The organism is Caballeronia sp. LjRoot29, assembly GCF_964252755.1.
In the GTDB taxonomy this organism is placed as follows: Bacteria; Pseudomonadota; Gammaproteobacteria; order Burkholderiales; family Burkholderiaceae; genus Caballeronia.
The window spans coordinates 123,429-145,863 of the sequence record NZ_CAXUPU020000005.1; the positions used below are offsets into that span (position 1 = coordinate 123,429).

The window sequence follows — 22,435 nt, forward strand, 5'->3', positions numbered from 1 at the left end:
GCACTTAGGTCTGATTTGAAGATGGCGCGCCGCAACGTACAAAATGTGCATAAGTCAACTCTTGACATTGGCGGAACGGCCAATCTACGGGCATTTCGCGGCACTTTTGTCTAATCAGTCAAACGTTTGACGTAAGCTTTTCATGACGCATCGCAGCAATCTTTTTTGACCAAACTTCAGTTCTTTGAACGAATGGCGCGACTATGCCGATGCACTTCATCAACGAGCTCCGCCACGTTCTCGGGACGCGTGAATTGCGAAATCCCGTGACCGAGGTTGAAGACATGGCCGGGAAAGTTACCGAAGCTATCGAGCACCGCGCGCGCCTCGGTGCGGATCACGGCCGGCGACGCAAACAGCACCGATGGATCGATGTTGCCCTGGAGCGCCACCCGATCGCCCACTTTTTCGCGCGCCTGGCGCAGGTTCACGGTCCAGTCGAGTCCGACCGCGTCCACGCCAATGGCCGCAATCTGTTCCAGCCACAAACCGCCGCCCTTCGTGAACGTGATGACCGGCACTTTGACGCCATCGTGCTCGCGCTTCAATCCCGCGACGACCTTCGCGATGTAGTCGAGCGAGAAGCGCTGATACGCGCCGTCGGCCAGAGCGCCGCCCCAGGTATCGAAGATCATCACGGCTTGCGCGCCCGCTTCGATCTGCGCATTCAGATAAGCGACAACCGCTTGCGCGTTGATATCGAGGATCCGATGCATCAGGTCCGGCCGCGTGTAGGCCATGGCCTTGACCGTATGGTGATCGGGCGATCCAGCGCCTTCGACCATGTAGCACGCGAGCGTCCACGGGCTGCCCGAGAAGCCGATCAGCGGTACTTTCTGGCGGCCTTGGGCGTCAGTCAGCGCGCGGCGGATTTGCGATACCGCGTCGGTCACGTAACCCAGCGTGGTGTCCATATCCGGCACACGCAGCTTCGCGACGTCCTCTTCCGTGCGCACCGTGCGTTCGAATCGCGGACCTTCGCCCTGGACGAAAGTCAGGCCGAGGCCCATTGCATCAGGGATGGTCAGGATGTCCGAAAACAGGATGGCGGCATCGAGCGGGAAACGTTCCAACGGCTGGAGCGTGACTTCCGTTGCGTAATCCGGATTGGTCGCCAAGCCCATGAAACTGCCGGCGCGCGAACGCGTGGCGTTGTACTCGGGCAGGTAACGCCCCGCCTGACGCATCAGCCAGATCGGCGTGTAGTCGGTCGGCTGGCGCTGCAGCGCGCGCAGGAAGGTGTCGTTCAGGAGTGTGGAAGGCACGTGTCTTGGAGCGTAGGCAAAAGGGCATTCTACCGGACAGGGGTTTGCGTTCGTACTCGGCGATTCGGGATTTGCGGCAGGTGCCAACGATGATTCCCTTCGATATCATCGGCGGCTGAAATAATCTTTCCGGGAGTGTCGATGAAAATTCTTGCCTCTGGTTGCGGTGTCTTTCGCACGGGCGTTTGTGCCCTGCTACTCGGCCTCGGCTTTGGCTTTGGCTTTGTCATCAGCGCGCAGGCGCAGACCATGCAAGCCGGCAGCATCACCGCCGCTCCCAGCGCGAAGTTGCCCGCCAGCGCGCCAGCGGCCCCGCTCGCCTCATCGAGACTCGACGAAATCCTCGCACGCGGCACGCTGCGTATCTGCACGACGGGCGACTACAAACCGTACTCGTTCCTGAAGCCGGACGGCCAGTTCGAAGGCATCGACATCGACGCCGCGCAAAACCTCGCCCAGTCGATGAACGTCAAGGCCGAGTTCATCAAGACGTCGTGGTCGAACCTGATGACCGATTTCGTCGCGAAATGCGACATCGCGGTCGGCGGGGTGTCGACCTCGCTCGAACGCCAGAAACGCGCGTTCTTCACCCAGCCCTATATGGTCGACGGCAAGACGCCCATCGTCCGTTGCGCCGACGTCGATAAATATCAGACCGTCGCGCAAATCGATCAACCGGGCGTACGCACCATCGTGAATCCGGGTGGCACGAACGAGAAATTCGCGAAGCAGTTCTTCACGCATTCGCAATTGATCGAGTACCCCGACAATGTGACCATCTTCAAGCAAATCCTCGATGGCCAAGCCGACGTGATGGTCACCGATGCCTCCGAAACCCTGCTTCAGCAAAAGCTGAATCCAGGCTTGTGCTCGGTTCATCCGGACAAACCGTTCCAGTTCGGGGAAAAGGCGTATCTGCTGCCGCGCGGCGATGTGGTCTTCCAGCAATACGTCGATCAATGGCTGCACCTGTCGCGCTCGACGGGCGAATTTCAGGCCGTACTCGATAAATGGCTGAAATAAATAAAAAGGCGGCCGAAGTGAGGCCGCCTTTTTGCACAACTTTTCGCACAACGCTAACGCGCCTGTTACATGGCGAATTGACAATTCTACGTAAACCTTACGTAAGCAAATGGCGCTCGACATCGAAAAGTCAACGCTGTGCATGTAACAGTTCACCGAAACGTTCCGACGTTTTTTTCATCCATGCCGCCGCCGCTTTCGAATGCGCCTGAATCCGCCCGAACCCGTGCGTCATGTCGTGCGCGTTAATGACCTCGGTGCGGCCGCCATTCGCTTCCAGAAAACGCGCCATTTCGTGAGCGTCGTCGTAAAGCGGATCGTAGGCAGCAGCAACGATCAATGCCCGCGCCGGCGTCCGATCGTAGGATTGCGCGAGCGGGAAAGCGCGCACGTCGTCGTCGGCAGGCGGTTCGGCCGTCAGGAATTGAGCCCAGTAAAAACGCATTTCTTCGGTGGTCAGGCCCGGCCCTTCCGCGTTGGCCGTAAAACTGCCGCCCTCGAAGCGGCAGCGCGCCACGGGATAAATCAACAATTGCGCCGTCACCAGACCCGCCACGCGATCATTCGCAGCCCGCGCAGCCACGGCGGCAAGGTGGCCGCCGGCGCTGTCGCCCGCCACGCCTAGCCGATCGGTCGCGAAGCCAAGGCGCGAACGATGTTCGGCGAGCCACAGGAGTGCATCGAGTGCATCATCGACTGGCGCGGGGAAGGGATGCTCCGGCGCCATGCGGTAATCCACGCTCACGACCGCGCTTTGCGAGTCCTGGGCGAATTGCGCGACCATCAGGTCGTGGGTGTCCAGGTCCCCGACCACCCAGCCGCCGCCGTGAAAATAGACCACGAGAGGCAGCGGCTTCCTGGCCCCTGCCGGCCGATAAACCCGCGCCCGCAGCGCGCGTCCTTGAAGCGGCAAGAGCGTGGTCTCAACGTCAACGCCCGTCGGCCGCGGCCCTGCAAATTCACGCGCGACATCCTGAAACCGGCGCCGCATGGTCAATGGATCGGCATCGGGCGGCAGAAGGGGGAAGGCTGCGGCAACCTTGGCGTAATAGGCGAGAAGGTCTGCGTCGATGGTCATGCGGATGTCTCCAGTGCGGTTCGGTGCAATTTGTCGACCAGTTGGGTCGACGAATTTTGATTGTCCTTAAAATCTACGACTCGCGCTTGGCAGCGCAAGCATTTCTAAAATGGGCCGAAATATCGACTTGTAGATCACCATAATCGACAAAATTTGGACAGAATAAACGCTGAGCCTTGCGCATCAAGGGTTACAACCTGAAACACTTTGTTACGGTGATGCCCCGATTATTCGCCCACAATCACTTCAACGGTCTCAACACGGATGTGATCGGGTGCAGCGTTGGTCAACTACAACGCCAAGTTGCATTCGACGGTCGGCATGTGCGCCGAATCCCCGCTTCGGGGACATGTTTGTTGGGGTCGTTAGCCGGTGAAATTTTACTGGCTGGTCCCACCCTTGGTCTCCTCGCGCTAACCCCGTAGCGTGTGGTTTTTAGCGGGCTCCAGGCCCGCTTTTTTTTCGCCTGGACAAACGTTTGCGTAAAGAGTTAAATGGCTGCCGCGATTATCTCAGGCAGCCGTTTTCATTTGTAGATCCAAGTAATTGCCGGATACTTACGCCGTTTTAGCCTCCGATAGCTGCAACTCCTCAATCATCTTCGCCCGCATGATGAACTTCTGGACCTTGCCGGTAACTGTCATCGGCAATTCGTCTACAAAGCGGATATGCCGTGGAATCTTGTAGTGCGCTATCTGTCCCTGACAGAATCCGCGAATGTCATCCGCGCTCGCATGCTCACCTGGACGCAGAACAATCCATGCGCATACTTCTTCGCCGTATTTAATATCGGGTACACCGAATACCTGGGCCGATTGAATCTTTGGATGCCGGAACAGGAATTCCTCGATCTCGCGCGGATAAATGTTTTCGCCGCCGCGAATCAGCATGTCTTTTAATCGTCCGACGATATTGCAATAACCGTCGGCATCGAGGGTGGCCAGATCGCCGGTATGCATCCAGCCGTCGATAATCGCTTCGCGTGTTTTTTCTTCGTCGCCCCAATATCCTTTCATTACCGAATATCCGCGCGTGCAAAGCTCGCCCGTTTCGCCAACCGGGACAATTTCGCCGAGTGGATCGACCAGCTTTACCTCGAGATGCGGCTGGATTTGACCGACCGTCGTGGTGCGTTTATCGAGGGGATCGGTGGTCGAGCTTTGGAACGACACGGGACTCGTTTCCGTCATTCCGTACGCGATCGTGATTTCGCGCAAGTGCATCTGCGAAACCACCTTCTTCATCGTTTCGATAGGGCACGGCGAACCCGCCATGATGCCGGTGCGCAACCGGCTCAGGTCGTATTTATCGAAGTTCGGGAGATCGAGTTCCGCGATGAACATCGTCGGCACGCCGTGCAACGCGGTGCAGCGTTCTTCATCGACTGCAGCGAGCGTCGCGGCGGGATCGAACGCTTCGCCGGGGAATACCATGGCCGCGCCCACCGATACGCAAGCGAGAGCCGCCAGCACCATGCCGAAGCAGTGATATAGCGGCACGGGAATGCACAGCGAGTCCTGCTCGGTGAGCAACATCGAGTGCGCGATGTAACGGCCGTTGTTCACCACGTTGTGATGAGTAAGCGTGGCGCCCTTGGGGTTGCCGGTGGTCCCGCTCGTGAACTGGATATTGATCGGATCGTGGTGTGTGAGCGTCGACTCCAGCGCATCGAGTTGTGCTGTGTTGAGCGCATCGCGGCCGTGCGACATAACGTCGGGGAAACGCAGCATGCCGGGCGTCGCGCCCTCGCCCATCCGGATCACGGCTTTCAGATCGGGAAAGCGCGCCGCGTTGAGCGCGCCCGATTCGGCGGTGGCAAGCTCCGGCGCTAACGCTTGCAGCATCTCCAGATACTTCGATGTCTTGAACTGTTCCGCTGCGATCAGCGCCTTGCAGCCGACCTTGTTCAACGCGTACTCGAGCTCCGCCAGCCGATACGCCGGGTTGATGTTCACCAGGATCGCGCCAATCCGCGCGGTGGCAAATTGCGTCAGCAACCACTCGGCGCGATTCGGCGACCAAATGCCCACGCGGTCGCCGGCGGCAACGCCAAGCATGAGCAAACCCGACGCGAGGACATCGACTTCATCGGCGAACTGCCGCCAGGTCCAACGGATGTTTTGCTCGCGGAAGATCACCGCGGGACGGTCGGGAAATTTCGCGGTCGTATCGCGGAGAAAGCGAGACACGGTGGCATCGCTCAGCGGCATATCCGTCGAGCCGCGAACGTACGACACACCGTCGCGTGGTTCGATCTGCGGCCCGGTATGGATCGGTTGGGTAGGCATATCGAAGAGCTCCTCCGTGGGACGGCGCAATGAGACAACGATGAAGCGCCCTGAAAGCGATTCGGAAGCCTGATTGTGCATCGCCAGGGAACGCTAGGGCATTGAGTGTTACCCGCAAAACCGCGAGGATCAACGCATGTTCGTTGTGCAGTTTTGCGCGCAAGCGCCCAGGTCATGGGCGCTTGGATCGCGGTCCTGAACACCCATAAAAAAAGCAGCCCGAAGGCTGCTTTTTCATCTCGCCAGACTCGCGAAACGCTTAGTGATTACCGCGAAGCTTCCGCAGCCGCTGAATCGCCGCGATCTGAGCCGTCGCATACGCCAACTCCGCTTGCGCGGTCGCGTACTCGAGGTTCGAACCCGTGTTCTGCAACGCTTCTTCAGCGCGCTTCTTCGCTTCGAGCGCCTTCGCTTCGTCGAGATCCGCACCACGGATCGCGGTATCGGCAAGAACCGTCACCACGCCCGGTTGAATCTCGAGAATCCCGCCTGCAACGAACACGAACTCTTCGTCGCCGTTCTCCGCTTCGATACGCACAGCACCCGGACGAATCCGCGTGATGAGCGGCGTGTGACCCGGCAAAATGCCGAGTTCACCCGCTTCGCCCGGCAATGCGACGAACTTCGCCCGGCCCGAGAAGATCTGCTCTTCCGCGCTGACGACGTCTACTTGAATAGTTGCCATATCGACTCCAATAGGGCGCGGTTTCTACAACTTCCGCGCCCGGCCATCCTTATTGAATCTTCTTGGCCTTTTCGAAGGCTTCGTCGATTGTGCCGACCATGTAGAACGCCTGCTCCGGCAGATGATCGCATTCGCCTTCCACGATCATCTTGAAGCCGCGGATGGTTTCCTTCAGCGGCACGTACTTGCCCGGCGAGCCCGTGAAGACTTCCGCGACGTGGAACGGCTGCGACAGGAAACGCTGGATCTTACGAGCGCGCGCAACGGCGAGCTTGTCTTCCGGCGCGAGTTCGTCCATGCCCAGAATCGCGATAATGTCGCGCAATTCCTTGTAGCGCTGCAGCGTTTGCTGCACGCCGCGCGTGATGGCGTAGTGCTCTTCGCCAATCACGTTCGGGTCGATCTGACGCGAGGTCGAATCGAGCGGGTCCACAGCCGGATAAATACCCAGCGAAGCAATGTCACGCGACAACACGACGGTTGCGTCCAGGTGACCAAACGTGGTCGCCGGCGACGGGTCGGTCAAGTCATCGGCAGGAACGTACACGGCTTGCACTGACGTGATCGAACCGGTTTTCGTCGACGTGATCCGTTCTTGCAGACGGCCCATTTCTTCAGCCAGCGTAGGCTGATAGCCCACTGCCGACGGCATACGTCCCAGCAGAGCCGACACTTCCGTACCAGCCAGCGTGAAACGGTAGATGTTGTCCACGAAGAACAGCACGTCCAGACCTTCGTCGCGGAAATGCTCGGCCATCGTCAGGCCGGTCAGCGCCACGCGCAGACGGTTGCCCGGCGGCTCGTTCATCTGGCCGTACACCAGCGCGACCTTGTCCAGAACGTTCGAATCCTTCATTTCATGATAGAAGTCGTTCCCTTCGCGGGTACGCTCGCCAACACCGGCGAACACGGAGTAACCACCGTGCTCTTTAGCGATGTTGTTGATCAGTTCCATCATGTTCACGGTCTTGCCCACACCGGCGCCACCGAACAGACCAACCTTACCGCCCTTGGCGAACGGGCAGATCAAGTCAATCACCTTGATGCCGGTTTCGAGCAGTTCGGTCGACGGCGACAGATCTTCGAACTTCGGCGCCTTCTGGTGAATCCCGCGCGTCACGTCCGAGTTGATCGGGCCGGCTTCGTCGATTGGACGACCCAGCACGTCCATGATCCGGCCAAGCGTCGGCTTGCCGACGGGCACGCTGATCGGCTTACCCGTGTTCTTCACGACCGTACCGCGCCGCAATCCATCCGATGCACCCAGGCAAATGGTACGGACCACGCCGTCGCCCAGCTGTTGCTGAACTTCAAGCGTCAGTTCCGACCCTTCCAAAACGAGCGCGTCGTAGATTTTCGGCATGTCGGAACGCGGGAATTCCACGTCGATAACCGCGCCGATGCACTGTACGATCTTGCCTTCTACCAAAGCAGTAGTACTCATCGCATTTCCTTTAGATACTTGAATTCTTCACTCGCGCGACAGGCGCAGTTCGATTCGACACCCGCGATCAACCGACCGCTGCAGCGCCACCGACGATTTCTGACAATTCCTTCGTAATCGCTGCTTGCCGGCTCTTGTTGTACACGAGCTGCAATTCACCGATCACGGTCTTCGCGTTATCCGACGCGGCCTTCATGGCGACCATGCGAGCCGATTGCTCCGATGCCATGTTTTCCGCCACTGCCTGATACACAAGCGCTTCGACATACCGCACGAGCAATTCGTCGACAACGGTCTGCGCATCCGGCTCGTAGATGTAATCCCACGATGTCTTCGGCGTGACCGGTTCGCTGTCTTTATCGAGGCCGTCCTTGCGCGCGAAATCGCTTGCCGACAAAGGCAGCAATTGTTCGATCACGGCTTCCTGCTTCATCGTGTTGATGAAGCGCGTGAACGCCAGATAAACCGCGCTGATCTTGCCTTCCGAATACAGGTCGAGCTGAACCTTGATCGCGCCGATCAGCTTTTCCAGATGCGGCGTGTCGCCCAGATGCGTGACTTGCGACACGGTCTTGGCCTTCAACCGGTTCAGGAAGCCCAGACCCTTGCTGCCGATCGCCGACGCTTCGACCGTCTGACCTTTCTGCTCGAGCTCCTTGAACTTCAGGAGCGCCGCGCGAAGGATGTTCGTGTTCATGCCGCCGCACAGACCTTTATCGGTCGTGACGAGGATGATGCCGGCCGCTTTCGCGCCCTTGTTCTCAACCATGAACGGATGGCGATACTCAGGCGTGGCAGCGCTCATGTGAGCTGCGACGTCGCGGATCTTGTCGGCATACGGGCGAGCAGCGCGCATGCGCTCCTGCGCGCGGCGCATCTTCGACGCAGCCACCATTTCCATCGCCTTGGTGATCTTGCGCGTGTTTTGCACGCTCTTGATCTTGCCGCGGATTTCCTTCATTCCAGCCATTGCTTACTCCTTTGTCGATCCGAGTTAGCGCTTCGGCGCTTACTCGGTTCCCATGCTTCGCGGTCGGCCCGAGTTAGCGCGTGAGCGTTACTCGGGGCCCATGCAAAGCTATCGAAGTGGTGCGGGATGCTTCGTTGGCTCTAAAAGCGGCCCGCACCGCTTCGAAGTTCGATCAATACGAGGATCAGTAAGCGCCCGACTTCTTGAAGTCCTTCAGCGCGGCATGCAATGCGCCTTCGTCGTCCTTCGACAAGTCTTTGTTCTGTTCGATGCGATTGATCATGTCCGTGTGCTTCGTCTTCAAGAAGTCGCGGAGACCCTTTTCAAACGGCAGCACCTGAGCCACTTCGAGATCGTCGAGGTAACCGTTGTTCGCGGCAAACAGCGCGATCGCCAGTTCCCAAACCTGCAGCGGCTGATACTGCGGCTGCTTCAGCAGTTCTGTCACGCGGCGGCCGCGCTCCAGTTGCTTACGCGTCGCTTCGTCCAGGTCCGATGCAAACTGCGAGAACGCGGCCAATTCACGATACTGCGCCAAGTCGGTACGAATACCGCCGGACAGCTTCTTGATGACCTTGGTCTGCGCTGCACCACCCACTCGCGACACGGACACGCCTGCGTTAATAGCAGGACGAATACCGGCGTTGAACAAGTCGGTTTCCAGGAAGATCTGGCCGTCGGTAATCGAGATCACGTTCGTCGGAACGAATGCGGTCACGTCGCCAGCTTGCGTTTCAATGACCGGGAGTGCCGTCAGCGAACCGCTCTTGCCCTTCACTTCGCCGTTCGTGAACTTCTCAACGTAGTCTTCCGACACGCGAGCAGCACGTTCCAGCAAACGCGAGTGCAGATAGAACACGTCGCCCGGATACGCTTCACGACCCGGCGGACGGCGCAGCAACAGCGAAATCTGACGATACGCCCATGCTTGCTTGGTCAAATCGTCATACACGATCAGCGCGTCTTGACCGCGATCGCGGAAGTATTCGCCCATCGTGCAGCCCGCGTACGGTGCGAGGTATTGCATCGCAGCCGATTCCGAAGCCGAAGCCGCGACCACGACCGTGTATTCCATCGCGCCGCTTTCTTCCAGCTTGCGCACCACGTTCATGATCGACGAAGCTTTCTGGCCGATCGCAACGTAGATACAGAAGAGGTTCTTGCCCTTCTGGTTGATGATCGCGTCAATGGCGACAGCGGTCTTGCCGCACTGGCGGTCGCCAATGATCAGCTCGCGCTGGCCACGGCCAACCGGCACCATGGCGTCGATGGACTTCAGACCCGTTTGAACCGGCTCGGAAACCGACTTACGCCAAATCACGCCCGGTGCAATCTTTTCGACAGCGTCGGTCATCTTTGCGTTGACCGGACCCTTGCCGTCGATAGGCACGCCCAGTGCATCGACCACACGGCCGAGCAGTTCCGGACCTACCGGCACTTCGAGAATACGGCCCGTCGTCTTGACGATGTCGCCTTCCGAAATGTGTTCGTATTCGCCCAAAATCACGGCGCCGACCGAATCGCGCTCGAGGTTCAGCGCGAGGCCGAAGGTGTTACCCGGGAATTCGAGCATTTCGCCCTGCATCACGTCCGACAAACCGTGAATACGCACGATACCGTCGGTCACGGAAATCACAGTGCCTTGGTTGCGAACATCTGCGCTCGCTTCCAGACCCTGGATCCGGCTCTTGATCAGCTCGCTGATCTCAGAGGGATTGAGTTGCATTAGTCACTCCTGATAGTCAATTCTTAACCGCGCCGGCGCAAAGCGCGTCAGGCGGACAGCGCCGTCTGCATGCTGGCAAGGCGCGCGCGGACCGAGGTATCGAGTACTTCGTCGCCTACCGTCACGCGAACACCGCCAATCAGCGACTTATCGACTTCAACAGTAGGTTTCAGCTTGCAATGAAACTTGCGTTCGAGATTCGCGACAAGGTCGGTCAACTGTGCGCCTTCCAGCGGAAATGCGCTGACAATCAGCGCATCGGCCGCACCTTCGCGGGAATTCTTCAGCTCGTCGAACTGCACGGCAATTTCCGGCATCAGCGTCAACCGATGGTTGTCCACCAGCATCCGCACCAGGTTCTTGGCCTCGGGTTGCTGCGCGAGCGGCGATTTCACCGCCGACAACAACAGCTCGCTGACCTGATCGCGGCTCACTTTCGGGCTCGTCGCGATGGACAGCACTTCAGGCAAACGCGCAACCTGAGCCAGCTCCTCGACGAAGTCGGACCAGGCGGCGAGCTCACCCGCTTCGGCCACGCGGAATACGGCTTCCGCGTAGGGTCGTGCGATGGTTGCAAGTTCGGCCATGATCAGAGCTCGGCTTTGAGTTGATTCAGCATCTCGGCGTGAGCCGATTGATCGACTTCGCGCTTCAGGATCTGCTCGGCGCCCTTCACGGCCAATGCCGCGACTTCGCCGCGCAATGCTTCGCGCGCTTTGACGACTTGCTGTTCTGCATCAGCCTTCGCTTGCGCAATGATGCGCGCGGCTTCGGCCTGGGCGTTAGCCTTGATTTCGTCGGCGACTGCGACTGCGCGCTTTTCAGCATCCGCAATACGCTGCTGGCCGTCGTTACGGGCTTGCGCGAGTTCCTGGTCGACGCGCTTATGTGCGGCTTCGAGTTCGGCCTTGCCCTTTTCGGCGGCTGACAAGCCGTCGGCGATCTTCTTCGAGCGCTCATCCAGGGCGTTGATCAACGGCGGCCACACGAACTTCATCGTGAACCACGCGAGGATCAGAAACACGACCATTTGCGCAAACAGGGTTGCGTTGAGATTCACGGTGTTTCCTTAAACGTTGCTAATCCGGAGAGTGAAACGGCAAGGCGCCTGATCGAGGGTTGCATCGATTAAGCGCCGTTGCACGTTCCGTCCTGCGCCCGTAGCTTGAAAGCCCGAGCGCACACTTCCGAGGAACCTCAGCCTGCGACGAGCTTCGACAGCAGCGGGTTCGCGAACGCAAACAGCATTGCCACACCAACGCCAATCAGGAACGCCGCGTCGATCAGACCAGCCAAGAGGAACATCTTGGTTTGCAGCGGGTTCATCAGTTCCGGCTGGCGAGCGCACGCTTCAATGTACTTGCCGCCCATCAGGCCGATACCGATACAGGCGCCGATTGCACCCAGGCCGATGATGATGCCGATACCGATGGCGGTCAGACCCTGGATGTTGGCGATGAAAGCGTTCATGACTACTCCTATGTGAAAAGACTTTGGAACTTAGATTTATAAAAAATTGAAACTCGATACGATTTTGCTGACTTTTGGTCGCTGTTACGTTCTTTCGCTGCGGTGTTCTGCAGCGTTTTGCCGAACTACTGTGACCCTTCCCTGCTGCCTGATTGCGATACTGAGTACGTTATCGCGTGCTTAGTGCGAATCATGTGCCTGGCCGAGATACACCAGTGTCAGCATCATGAAAATAAACGCCTGCAGCAGCACGATCAGAATGTGGAAGATCGCCCAAACCGTTCCTGCAACCACGTGGCCCAAGAAGCCGAGCACGGAGGCGTCCGCGCCGAAGTGCCACATGCTGCCGAGCAGTGCGATCAGCAGGAACAACAGTTCGCCTGCATACATGTTGCCGAACAGCCGCATGCCGAGGGAAACCGTCTTGGCGACGAACTCGATGATGTTGAGTGCAAGGTTCGGGATCCACAGCAGCGGATGCGCGCCGAACGGAGCGGACAGCAGTTCGTGCACGAAGCCGCCGGCGCCCTTGATCTTGAAGTTGTAGTAAATCATCAGCACGAACACGCCGATAGCAATGCCCAGCGTGCCGTTCAGGTCAGCGGTCGGGACAATGCGCATATGCGGGAACGTCTCCGACAAACCCAGCCAGCCGATTACGCGCGTGGGCAAGTCTACCGGGATGAAGTCGAGCGAATTCATGAGCGCGACCCATACGAACACCGTAAGGGCGAGCGGGGCGATGAAACGGCGGCTGCCGTGGACCATCGACTTCGACTGGTCTTCCACCATCTCGACCAGCATTTCGATCGCGCACTGGAAGCGGCCTGGCACGCCGGATGTCGCCTTACGCGCAGCCAGACCGAGAATGATGATCGTGACGACGCCGCAAAGAATCGACCAGAACAACGTGTCGAGATTCCAGACATGGATGTCGAAAATCGACGTCTGTTGCGAAGTGGAAAGATTCTGCAAGTGGTGCGCGATGTACTCCGACGGATCCATCGCGTGCGTTCCTTCGCTAGCTGCCATAACTTTAAAGCCACCCAAATTGTCGAAAATCTTCCGCCGCCCGCGTGATCCTCGAGCCGCCACATGGTTGACGGTTCGCCGGGCGCGGGCCCGCGTGCAGGAGAGTTACTCCGCACGTATTAATTTGCTCTGATACCGTTGGTACGTCACTTACCTGGCACGTCAAGTCTGCAAACGCACTGCGTTATTTCCAGGCCATTGCGATCCAGTACGTCTTCAATGCGATGAGGTACGTGACCAGCAGCGGTATCCACAGCACACCTTTGAAACCGTACGCGATCGCCGCGAACATGGCGATAGTCGCGCCCATCTTGATTGCTTCGCCGATCACCCAGCTCGCGACGGTTTGCGCGCCGCTCTTCGCTTTCAGACGTGCCGCGAACAATCCGCTCGGCACCCAGCAAATCGCTCCCCCGAGGAACGCCGACAGCGCAGCGACACCCGGTGGACTGTAGAACAGCCACCATGCCAACGTCGCACACAGGGACAAAACCATTTGCGCCGCCACGACCTTGAACGGCGTGACACGCGATGGACGACTCACTCCGGGACCAAACAGCGTCTCCGCCTCTGCCCGCGTAAGCGGAACAGTTTTGTTATCTTGCGCTTCGGCTTCCCACGAATCGTCAAACGGATGATTCGGCGCATGACCCGGCTGACCAGAAGAAATGGAATCAGGCGTTGAACCAGACGTTTTGTGTCCGGTCAAATTCGCGGCAGGGCGTGAATCGCGCCCATCTTGCCCGCCTTCCGGCGCTCGATCCTGCTCTCGCACCGCCATCACACATCTCACTAAAGGTCAGTTACAGCCAGCGCGTTTACCGTCCGTTCATGGCTGCATTCAACCACATACTTACGTAGCGCTTTCGGAGTCGCCAAGCTGATAAATCCGGGGGATTGTAAGCGATTGTTGTCACAGATTCAATAGCTTAGGGCCATCAAAAAACAAGCGGACGAGCCTGAAAAACACGTCTCCAAAAGGAGATTTCGCTTGTACGGACAACGAGTTTGATTAACGCCGGATATGGACTTGTTTCACGTCGTTTTTAAACAGGACGCGAATTGCATTGCGTGCGCCGCACCATTTTTATCGGATTAAACAAGCCACGCGCCAATAGCCGCTGCGACGATCCAGAATGGAATGGAGATAAGGTGAAACGGACCCCACATGCCGCGCTCGCCCGAAAGCCGAACGGCAATCAGATTGGCGAGTGAACCGATCGCGATGCCGAAGCCACCCACGCTCACACCGAATGCCAGCGCGCGCCAGTCTTTCGAGAACTCGGCGAGCATGATCGCTGCCGGAACGTTGCTGATTCCCTGGGACAACACGGCGCCGGCTGCGTATGCCTTGAACGGCGTATTCAGGCCCAGACCGGCTATTGCGTGATGCACCCACGGCAACGCGGCCACGCTGCGCAGCACGATGAACATCAGCACGAAGATCAGCAACAGCAACCAGTCGATCTTCAGCACGACTTGACGTCGCCACAACAGGAAACCGACAGCAACAGCGGCCAGGCCGATGCCGGCATAGTGCGCATCGGCGAGAACCACGAAAGCGACGAACGCAATGCCCGCGACCGTGCAAAGCGGGATATCGACGGAATGCGCTTCTGTGTCGCCGGAAAGATCGAGTGGCTTGTTGCGGAACATCACGGCGGCCAGCAAGTAAAGCATCGCCATCAGCGCCGCACATAACGGCAGCAACGCCCAGACGAAGCCGCCGAAGGACACGCCGCTCGTCTGCCAGAGAAACAGGTTCTGCGGGTTGCCGAGCGGTGTCAGGATCGATCCGGCATTCACCGAAATCGCAATGAAGATCACCAGCCGCTTGATAGGAAGCGGCGCCAGTTTGTGCAGCGACAAGGTCAATGGCACGACGGCGAACAATGCGACGTCGTTGGTGAGCAAGGTCGAGAGCACTGCGGCGAGACCGATCAGCAAGAACGCCAAGCCGCGTTCGCCATGAATCCGATGCACGACGCGGTGCGCCATCCACATGAGGAAGCCGGACAGCTCCACCGCCTTGGTCAACATCAGCAAACCAGCGAGCGTCAGCACGGTCTGCCAGTCGATCAGCGCAGGCAACGATGCCCACGGCTTGCGATGCAGGGTTTGCAGCGCGATGAGCGCAACAATCAGGGTCGCCAGGACGGGTTCTTTGCTGACGAGCGCCCACGCTTTGGACATTGGGTTCGTCTGAGCGGGCTTGGCTTCGGCGGGCAACTGCATTGCGGCCTAGGCCTGCGCTGCGGATGTGTTGTCAGTAGTCGCCTTGCCGTTGACTGCGCCCGTGCGCAGCCGTCCCAAAATGCCTTCGAGCGCGTCGAGGTCACCGAAGTCGATCTGCAACTTGCCGCGCCCTCGCCCGCCCATCTTGATCTTCACGTTCGCCGACAGCAGGTCGGACAACTCCTCTTCGAGCCGGCGCGTGTCGCGGCCGCCATCGTGCGCGGTGCGCGCTTTTGTCGCGGGCGCTTCCTTGGTCGTCGATGAAACCAGCTTCTCGGTTTCACGCACCGACATGCGCCGGTTGACCACCTGGTTGGCCAACTGGATCTGCGTGGCGGCATCGACGGCAAGCAGTGCGCGGGCATGACCCATGTCGAGATCGCCTGCAAGCAGCATGGTTTGAACCGGCGTAGCCAGGTTCAGCAAGCGCAGCAAATTCGATACGGCACTGCGCGAACGCCCGACTGACTCTGCAGCTTGCTCATGCGTGAAATCGAATTCATCGAGCAGACGCTGAATACCCTGCGCCTCTTCAAGCGGATTCAGATCCTCGCGCTGAATGTTTTCGATCAGGGCCATGGCGGCCGCGGCCTGATCCGGCACGTTCTTCACCAGCACCGGCACTTCTTCAAGGCCAGCCAATTTCGCCGCCCGGAAGCGGCGTTCGCCGGCAATGATCTCGTACCGGTCGTTGCCAATCGAACGCACCAGGATTGGCTGCATCACACCTTGCGCACGGATACTCGCGGCCAGCTCCTGCAGCGCGCCTTCGTCCATTCGCGTACGCGGCTGATACTTGCCTGCCTGCATCACGTCGAGGCGCAGAACGCTCGGCAACCCTTCGCTGCGCACGGCCTCGGTGATATCCGAACTTCCGCCCAGCAGGGCCTCCAGACCACGCCCCAGGCCCTTCTTCTTCATCGTCGCGCTCATCTTGCTTCCTCGTTCTGCCATCTTGACGCTGTGTCCGTTAAAGCGCGCGTACGCGCTCGATCATTTCCGTACCGAACTGGATATACGCCTGCGCGCCACGCGATGCCCGATCAAACACGACGCCGGGCAGACCGTAACTGGGCGCTTCGGCCAGACGGACGTTGCGGGGGATGACGACGTCGAAGAGCTTGTCGCCGAAATGCTGTTTCAGTTGATCCGATACCTGTTGCTGCAACGTAATACGCGGATCGAACATGACGCGCAATAAACCGATTACCTTCAGGTCGCGGTTGAGATTCGCGTGAACCTGCTTGATCGTGTTGACGAGATCGGACAAGCCTTCCAGCGCGAAATACTCGCACTGCATCGGAATGACGACGCCGTGAGCAGCGCACAACCCGTTCAGCGTGAGTAACGACAAAGCCGGCGGGCAATCGATGAGAATGAAGTCATATTCGGCTTCAACTTCGGTCAACGCCTTACGTAGCACGCGTTCCCGGTTGTCGACGCTGACCAGTTCCACCTCGGCGCCCGCCAGTTCGCGATTAGCCGGCAAGACGTCGTAGCCGACGGCATCGGTGCGAGTACGCGCTTCAAGTACCGTGACTCCGTTGACCAGCACGTCGTACACGGTGCTTTCGACCGCCGCTTTGTCGACGCCACTGCCCATCGTTGCGTTGCCCTGCGGGTCCAGGTCGACCAGCAAAACCCGCTGGTCGAGCGCCGCCAGACTGGCCGCGAGGTTGACTGCTGTCGTCGTCTTTCCGACGCCGCCCTTCTGGTTCGCGACGCAGAAGATTTTTGCCATCGTGATGTGTCCCTTCTTTCCTGACTGGATTTCAGGTGCGCGTGAGATGTCGACTGCAGTGTTCAATGTGGGGCCGCTCCGATTTCAATTTCGATCAGGTGGCGCTCGGCGTCGAGCATGGGCACGCGGAGACGTTCGATACTGCAGACTTTCGCGTCGGCGGGAAGGCGAGCAATCTCGGCGTCCGGCCTGATTCCTTTCATCGCCCAGATGCGGCCGTTGCCAGCAACCAGATGACGCGCAAGTGTAACGAAGTCAGAGAGCTCTGCGAATGCGCGCGAGACGATTACATCGAAAAGACCTGGGACTTCTACGCCCGGGTGCAGGTTCTCGACACGTCCTGTCACAACCGACAAATTGGTCAGGCCGAGTTGCAGCTTCGCCTGGGATTGGAAGGCCGTTTTCTTGTGAACAATGTCGTTCAGCGTGACTTGCCAATCGGGCAAGACGATCGCCATGACGATCCCCGGCAGGCCACCACCGGAGCCGACATCGAGCGCCGACTGAGACCCGGTGCGGCGCGTGAGAAACGGGATGATCGCGAGCGAATCGAGAATGTGCTGGATCAGCATCTGGCGCGGATCGCGGATCGCCGTCAGGTTGTACACCGCGTTCCACTTACCCAGCAGGGCCACGTAATCGAGCAACTTCTGGCGCTGCGCGTCGGTGACGGCCATGCCGAGTTGCTCGATTCCTTCGTTTAGAAGTGTTGATAGTCCGGCATCCCCGGCTTCACGCTGCATCACGAAGCGGAGTGAGCGCTGTTACGCCCTGCCCGGTTATTTCCCGACGCTTGAGCCGTTGTCCCATCGCGCCGGCCCATTGCCCGCTTGAGGTGGACCATGAGCAAGGAGATGGTGGCTGGCGTAATGCCCGAGATACGCGATGCCTGGCCAATCGTTTCCGGCCGGTGCTGCATCAGCTTTTGACGGGCCTCGAAGGACAATCCACGCACTTCTGCGTAATCAAATGCCTCTGGCAAACGCGTATTTTCGTGTGTGCCATTCCGCTCGATCTCGCCAGCTTGGCGATCGATGTAGCCTTGGTACTTCACCGCGATCTCGACCTGCTCTTCAATTTGGCCAAGCAAGATTGGATCTTGGGCCAGCGGCGTTTCCGGACCAGATGTGTGATTCCGCAGTGCACAAACGTCCGCATAGGTGACGCTCGGTCGACGCAACAAATCCGCCAAACTGTATTCGTGTTCAATCGGTTTGCCGAGTAATGCGACGGCTTCTTCCACAGGCAACGTTTTAGGGTTAACCCAAGTCGATTTCAAGCGCTGTGTTTCACGTGAAACAGCGTCGCGCTTTTCATTGAACACGCTCCAGCGCACGTCATCCACGACGCCGAGCGCCCTGCCCGCTTCGGTCAAACGCATGTCCGCATTGTCTTCGCGCAATGAAAGGCGGTACTCAGCACGGCTGGTGAACATCCGATACGGCTCGGATACGCCTTGCGTGACCAAGTCGTCCACCAGCACGCCTAGATAGGCTTCGTCGCGACGCGGACACCATGCTTCTTTGCCGCTAACTTGCAGCGCGGCGTTTAGACCCGCCAGCAAGCCCTGCGCGGCAGCTTCTTCATATCCCGTTGTGCCATTGATCTGGCCGGCAAAGAACAGGCCACCGATCGTCTTCGTCTCCAACGATGCCTTCAATGCGCGCGGATCGAAGTAATCGTATTCAATCGCGTATCCAGGACGAAGGATGTGCGCATGCTCCAATCCCTTCATGGACCGGACCAATTCGAGTTGGACATCGAATGGCAAGCTCGTGGAGATACCGTTCGGATAGAACTCGTTTGTCGTCAGGCCTTCGGGTTCCAGGAAGATTTGATGCGAATCCTTGGACGCAAATCGATGGATTTTGTCTTCAATCGACGGGCAGTAGCGCGGACCGACACCTTCGATAACGCCTGTGTACATCGGCGAACGGTCGAGACCAGCCCGGATGATGTCGTGCGTGCGCTCGTTGGTATGGGTCACCCAGCACGGCACTTGTCGTGGATGCTGCTCAACGCGGCCAAGGAATGAGAACACCGGGATGGGATCGAGATCGCCGGGCTGTTCTCCAAGCTTCGAAAAATCGATGGTGCGACCATCAATACGCGGCGGCGTACCGGTTTTCAGGCGACCTTGCGGAAGTTGAAGCTCTTTAAGTCGCGCCGACAACGACACCGCGGCTGGGTCACCCGCCCTGCCGCCCGTGTGATTGTTCAAACCCACGTGAATCTTTCCGTCGAGGAAAGTCCCGGCCGTCAACACGACTGCTTTGGCGCGAAACTTCACTCCAACCTGGGTCACGGCCCCAACAACTCGGTCACCTTCGACAATCAAATCGTCCACTGACTGCTGGAACAACCAAAGATTCGGTTGATTTTCGAGCCGATGCCGAATCGCTTGCTTGTACAAGACCCGATCCGCCTGCGCTCGCGTAGCGCGGACAGCCGGCCCTTTCGATGAATTCAGAATCCGAAACTGGATGCCCGCTTCATCCGTTGCCGCGGCCATTGCGCCGCCGAGCGCGTCGATTTCCTTAACTAAATGGCCCTTCCCAATCCCGCCGATAGAGGGATTGCAGCTCATTTGACCTAGCGTTTCGATGTTATGAGTCAATAAAAGCGTGGTCGCGCCTGTTCGGGCCGAGGCTAAAGCAGCTTCAGTTCCAGCGTGACCGCCGCCAACGACGATCACATCGAATTCAGTTGGATAAAGCATGGGTTCCCGCACGAGATGCGGACCTTCGAAAGAGATATCGAAGAATTATAGCCGGTTAGCTTTTGCGGCGATTCAAGCCGAATGGCTAACGCTGAAAAAATTGGCATGTTTCACGTGAAACATGCCAACGACCGGCGCGGCGAATCCACTGGGAATATCCAAGGCGAAAAAATAGCGTGTTTCACGTGAAACACGCCGTCTACGACAACCAAGTGGCAACTACGCTAAGCGACCTTCTTAGCCAACCCCAAGTACGTTTCGATAACCTTCGGATTGTGAGCCAATTCGCTAGCAACACCTTCCATCGCAAATTCACCGGTTTCCAGCACGTAGCCATAGTCGGATATCTGCAGCGCGGCCCGCGCATTTTGCTCGATCAACAGCGTCGCGACGCCCGTTTCCCGCAGCGCGCTAATGATGTGGAATATCTCCTTCACGATCAGCGGCGCGAGGCCGAGGCTAGGTTCATCCAACATCAGCAAATCGGGCTTGCCCATCAGCGCACGACCCACCGCCAGCATTTGCCGCTCACCGCCTGACAATGTTCCGGCTGCCTGCTTCCGACGCTCCTTCAAGCGGGGAAACAAGTCGAATACGTGATCGAGCTGATCGAGAAAATTGCGTTCACCCGCACGCTTCCTTCGATACGCGCCCAGAACCAGGTTGTCCTCTACCGTCATGCTCGCGAACAACTCGCGCTTCTCCGGAACCAGACACATTCCACGTGAAACGCGCTTCTCTATCGGCAGCACGGAGACATCCTCGCCTCGATAAAGAACGGTTCCCTTCGCATAGCCCGTGGAAGGCAGCGCGCCCATGACGGCATTAAGCAATGTGGACTTACCGGCGCCGTTGGGCCCAATAACCGAAACGATCTGCCCGGCGCCAACGTTGAGCTTCCCGTCGTGAAGCGCCTCGACCTTGCCATAACGGACGGACAAACCAGAGACTTGAAGAATTGCGTCTGCCATCAGTCCACCCCGCCTAGATACGCTTCCAACACCACCGGATCTTTCTGCACATCCTCTGGCAATCCCTCCGCGATTCGGGTTCCAAATTCCATCACCACCAACCGGTCAGTTAAATTCATCACGAAATCCATGTCGTGCTCTACCAGCAGGATGCTCATGCCTTCGCCCTTCAGGCGGCGTAACAACTCCGCCAATTGTTGTTTCTCCTGATAGCGCAAACCTGCAGCGGGCTCATCGAGTAATAGCAAAGTCGGATCGCAGCACAGGGCGCGAGCTATCTCCAAAATGCGTTGTTGTCCGAGCGCCAGACTGCCGGCTTCATCGTAGAGATGCTTTTCCAGGCCAACACGTTTGATCTGCTTAGCCGCTTCCGCCATCAAACGCCCTTCTTCCGCAGCATTCAATCGCGCGACGCTCCGCCAGACGCCCGTCTTTCCCCGCAAGTGCGCGCCAATCGCAACGTTCTCCAGAACCGTCATGCCCGATAACAACCGCACGTGCTGGAAAGTCCGGCCAATACCGCGTTTGACGATTTCACGTGAAGTCAGGGCATCGATACGTTCGCCCTGAAACGTGATTGACCCGCTGGTGGCTTGCAGTACACCGGTGACTAGATTGAATGTCGTCGATTTTCCCGCGCCGTTCGGCCCGATTAATCCGATGATCTCGCCCGCTTTCACCTGGAAGCTGACGTCGTTGACCGCGACCAGTCCGCCGAACTCCTTGCGCGCTTTATCGACGACCAGCAAAGGCTCGCCGACAGCAGGCTTTGGTCGTTGTGGCAACGCTTCCGCCTGCTCAGGAACGCGGGCGCGCGGCCCACTGGGAAAAAGCCGGGCGACGAACGGCCAAACCCCTTGCCGTGCATATTGAAGCAGCAAGACCATCAATATCCCGAACACGATGATCTCAAAATTGCCGTTCGATCCCAGCAACTTGGGCAGCAAGGTCTGCAGATAATCCTGTAGAACGGTGAGGATCGTCGCGCCCAGCACTGCACCCCAGACATGCGATACGCCCCCTACCACCGCCATGAACAGGAATTCGATGCCGTGATTCAAGCCGAACGGCGTCGGATTCACCGCCCGCTGCAAATGCGCGTACAGGAAGCCTGAAATTGCGGCCAGCACGGCGGCGTAGACGAAGATCACCACGCGCATCCACGCGGTGTTGACGCCCATGGCTTCGGCCATTGTGCCGCCGCCACGCAGTGCCCGAATCGCTCGTCCCGGACGACTATTAAGCAGATTCTGAACAGATATGACCGCGAGCAACACGACGGCCCAGATCAGGTAGTAGATTGACCTTCCGGATTCCAGATGCCATCCAAGCAGGTTGAGCACTGGAATGCCGTTGATGCCATCGTATTTACCAAGAAATTCCAGGTTCCCGAAGAGGAAGAACAGCGACAACCCCCACGCGATTGTCCCGAGCGGCAAGAAGTGGCCGGAAAGACGCATAGTCACCATCCCGAGCAGCAGCGCGATCAGCGCTGTCAGCACGACGCCTACTATCAGTGCAAGCCACGGCGACACGCCGAACTGCGTCGTGAGATAAGCCGTTGAATAAGCGCCCACACCTACGAAGGCCGCTTGCCCAAAGCTTGTCATCCCGCCAATACCCGTCAACAGCACGAGTCCGATAGCAACGATCGAATACAAACCGATGTAGTTCAGCAGCGTGATCCAGTACTCGGGCGTGCGGATTGGATGAGGCAGCACCGGCAACGCGAACACGACCAGCAGGAATACCCAGAAAAACTTGTTTCGCATGACGAATTTCATCGCG

Annotated in this window: 20 protein-coding genes; 1 reads left to right on the top strand and 19 read right to left on the bottom strand. The window is 58.4% G+C overall.

Annotated features, from left to right (window positions below):
- Positions 1 to 176: 176 nt before the first annotated feature.
- The gene (gene hemE, locus ACSQ83_RS08035; RefSeq protein ID WP_436227777.1) at positions 177 to 1,265 is read right to left on the bottom strand and encodes a uroporphyrinogen decarboxylase; all 1,089 of its coding nucleotides are present in this window, start codon (positions 1,263 to 1,265) and stop codon (positions 177 to 179) included.
- Between the two features lie 249 nt (positions 1,266 to 1,514).
- Between hemE and ACSQ83_RS08040 the strand changes: the two genes are divergently transcribed.
- Positions 1,515 to 2,288 carry a transporter substrate-binding domain-containing protein gene (locus tag ACSQ83_RS08040; protein WP_436227908.1) on the top strand — a complete coding sequence of 258 codons (774 nt, stop codon included), beginning with the start codon at positions 1,515 to 1,517 and terminating at the stop codon, positions 2,286 to 2,288.
- 130 nt (positions 2,289 to 2,418) lie between these two features.
- On the opposite strand, the gene ACSQ83_RS08045 is transcribed toward ACSQ83_RS08040, so the two are convergent.
- The 18 genes from ACSQ83_RS08045 to ACSQ83_RS08130 form a co-directional block, all read right to left on the bottom strand.
- On the bottom strand, positions 2,419 to 3,366 hold the full coding sequence (locus tag ACSQ83_RS08045) for an alpha/beta hydrolase fold domain-containing protein (protein ID WP_436227778.1): 948 nt from the start codon (positions 3,364 to 3,366) through the stop codon (positions 2,419 to 2,421).
- A 557-nt stretch (positions 3,367 to 3,923) separates the two neighbouring features.
- The gene (locus tag ACSQ83_RS08050) at positions 3,924 to 5,654 is read right to left on the bottom strand and encodes an AMP-binding protein (RefSeq protein ID WP_436227779.1); all 1,731 of its coding nucleotides are present in this window, start codon (positions 5,652 to 5,654) and stop codon (positions 3,924 to 3,926) included.
- Positions 5,655 to 5,913: 259 nt separating this feature from the next.
- The gene (locus tag ACSQ83_RS08055; protein WP_089159751.1) at positions 5,914 to 6,339 is read right to left on the bottom strand and encodes a F0F1 ATP synthase subunit epsilon; all 426 of its coding nucleotides are present in this window, start codon (positions 6,337 to 6,339) and stop codon (positions 5,914 to 5,916) included.
- A 49-nt stretch (positions 6,340 to 6,388) separates the two neighbouring features.
- On the bottom strand, positions 6,389 to 7,783 hold the full coding sequence (gene atpD, locus ACSQ83_RS08060) for a F0F1 ATP synthase subunit beta (RefSeq protein ID WP_031364240.1): 1,395 nt from the start codon (positions 7,781 to 7,783) through the stop codon (positions 6,389 to 6,391).
- Between the two features lie 67 nt (positions 7,784 to 7,850).
- Positions 7,851 to 8,753 carry a F0F1 ATP synthase subunit gamma gene (gene atpG, locus ACSQ83_RS08065; RefSeq protein ID WP_414947764.1) on the bottom strand — a complete coding sequence of 301 codons (903 nt, stop codon included), beginning with the start codon at positions 8,751 to 8,753 and terminating at the stop codon, positions 7,851 to 7,853.
- Between the two features lie 184 nt (positions 8,754 to 8,937).
- Positions 8,938 to 10,479 carry a F0F1 ATP synthase subunit alpha gene (atpA, locus tag ACSQ83_RS08070; protein WP_414947763.1) on the bottom strand — a complete coding sequence of 514 codons (1,542 nt, stop codon included), beginning with the start codon at positions 10,477 to 10,479 and terminating at the stop codon, positions 8,938 to 8,940.
- 47 nt (positions 10,480 to 10,526) lie between these two features.
- On the bottom strand, positions 10,527 to 11,066 hold the full coding sequence (locus tag ACSQ83_RS08075) for a F0F1 ATP synthase subunit delta (protein ID WP_089159755.1): 540 nt from the start codon (positions 11,064 to 11,066) through the stop codon (positions 10,527 to 10,529).
- 2 nt (positions 11,067 to 11,068) lie between these two features.
- Complete coding sequence (locus ACSQ83_RS08080; RefSeq protein WP_414947762.1) at positions 11,069 to 11,539, bottom strand: F0F1 ATP synthase subunit B; 471 nt, start codon at positions 11,537 to 11,539, stop codon at positions 11,069 to 11,071.
- Between the two features lie 137 nt (positions 11,540 to 11,676).
- Positions 11,677 to 11,949 (bottom strand): F0F1 ATP synthase subunit C, encoded by a 273-nt coding sequence (gene atpE, locus ACSQ83_RS08085; protein ID WP_031364235.1) that lies wholly within the window; start codon positions 11,947 to 11,949, stop codon positions 11,677 to 11,679.
- A gap of 180 nt (positions 11,950 to 12,129) precedes the next feature.
- A complete protein-coding gene (atpB, locus tag ACSQ83_RS08090; protein WP_414947761.1) occupies positions 12,130 to 12,981 on the bottom strand; it encodes a F0F1 ATP synthase subunit A in 852 nt (283 codons plus the stop codon).
- A 184-nt stretch (positions 12,982 to 13,165) separates the two neighbouring features.
- The gene (locus tag ACSQ83_RS08095) at positions 13,166 to 13,762 is read right to left on the bottom strand and encodes an ATP synthase subunit I (protein WP_436227780.1); all 597 of its coding nucleotides are present in this window, start codon (positions 13,760 to 13,762) and stop codon (positions 13,166 to 13,168) included.
- Between the two features lie 314 nt (positions 13,763 to 14,076).
- Entirely contained in the window at positions 14,077 to 15,174 is a 1,098-nt protein-coding gene (locus tag ACSQ83_RS08100) for an SLC13 family permease (RefSeq protein WP_436227781.1), read from the bottom strand.
- A gap of 48 nt (positions 15,175 to 15,222) precedes the next feature.
- The gene (locus ACSQ83_RS08105) at positions 15,223 to 16,149 is read right to left on the bottom strand and encodes a ParB/RepB/Spo0J family partition protein (protein ID WP_414967620.1); all 927 of its coding nucleotides are present in this window, start codon (positions 16,147 to 16,149) and stop codon (positions 15,223 to 15,225) included.
- 37 nt (positions 16,150 to 16,186) lie between these two features.
- Positions 16,187 to 16,957 (bottom strand): ParA family protein, encoded by a 771-nt coding sequence (locus ACSQ83_RS08110; protein ID WP_436227909.1) that lies wholly within the window; start codon positions 16,955 to 16,957, stop codon positions 16,187 to 16,189.
- 62 nt (positions 16,958 to 17,019) lie between these two features.
- Positions 17,020 to 17,700, bottom strand: coding sequence for a 16S rRNA (guanine(527)-N(7))-methyltransferase RsmG (gene rsmG / locus ACSQ83_RS08115; protein WP_436227782.1), 681 nt, complete (start codon positions 17,698 to 17,700; stop codon positions 17,020 to 17,022).
- Entirely contained in the window at positions 17,700 to 19,676 is a 1,977-nt protein-coding gene (mnmG, locus tag ACSQ83_RS08120) for a tRNA uridine-5-carboxymethylaminomethyl(34) synthesis enzyme MnmG (protein ID WP_436227783.1), read from the bottom strand. The genes rsmG and mnmG overlap by 1 nt, the downstream gene beginning before the upstream one ends.
- A gap of 224 nt (positions 19,677 to 19,900) precedes the next feature.
- Complete coding sequence (locus ACSQ83_RS08125; RefSeq protein ID WP_436227784.1) at positions 19,901 to 20,647, bottom strand: ABC transporter ATP-binding protein; 747 nt, start codon at positions 20,645 to 20,647, stop codon at positions 19,901 to 19,903.
- A complete protein-coding gene (locus ACSQ83_RS08130; protein WP_436227785.1) occupies positions 20,647 to 22,431 on the bottom strand; it encodes a branched-chain amino acid ABC transporter ATP-binding protein/permease in 1,785 nt (594 codons plus the stop codon). The genes ACSQ83_RS08125 and ACSQ83_RS08130 overlap by 1 nt, the downstream gene beginning before the upstream one ends.
- Between the last annotated feature and the right edge of the window lie 4 nt (positions 22,432 to 22,435).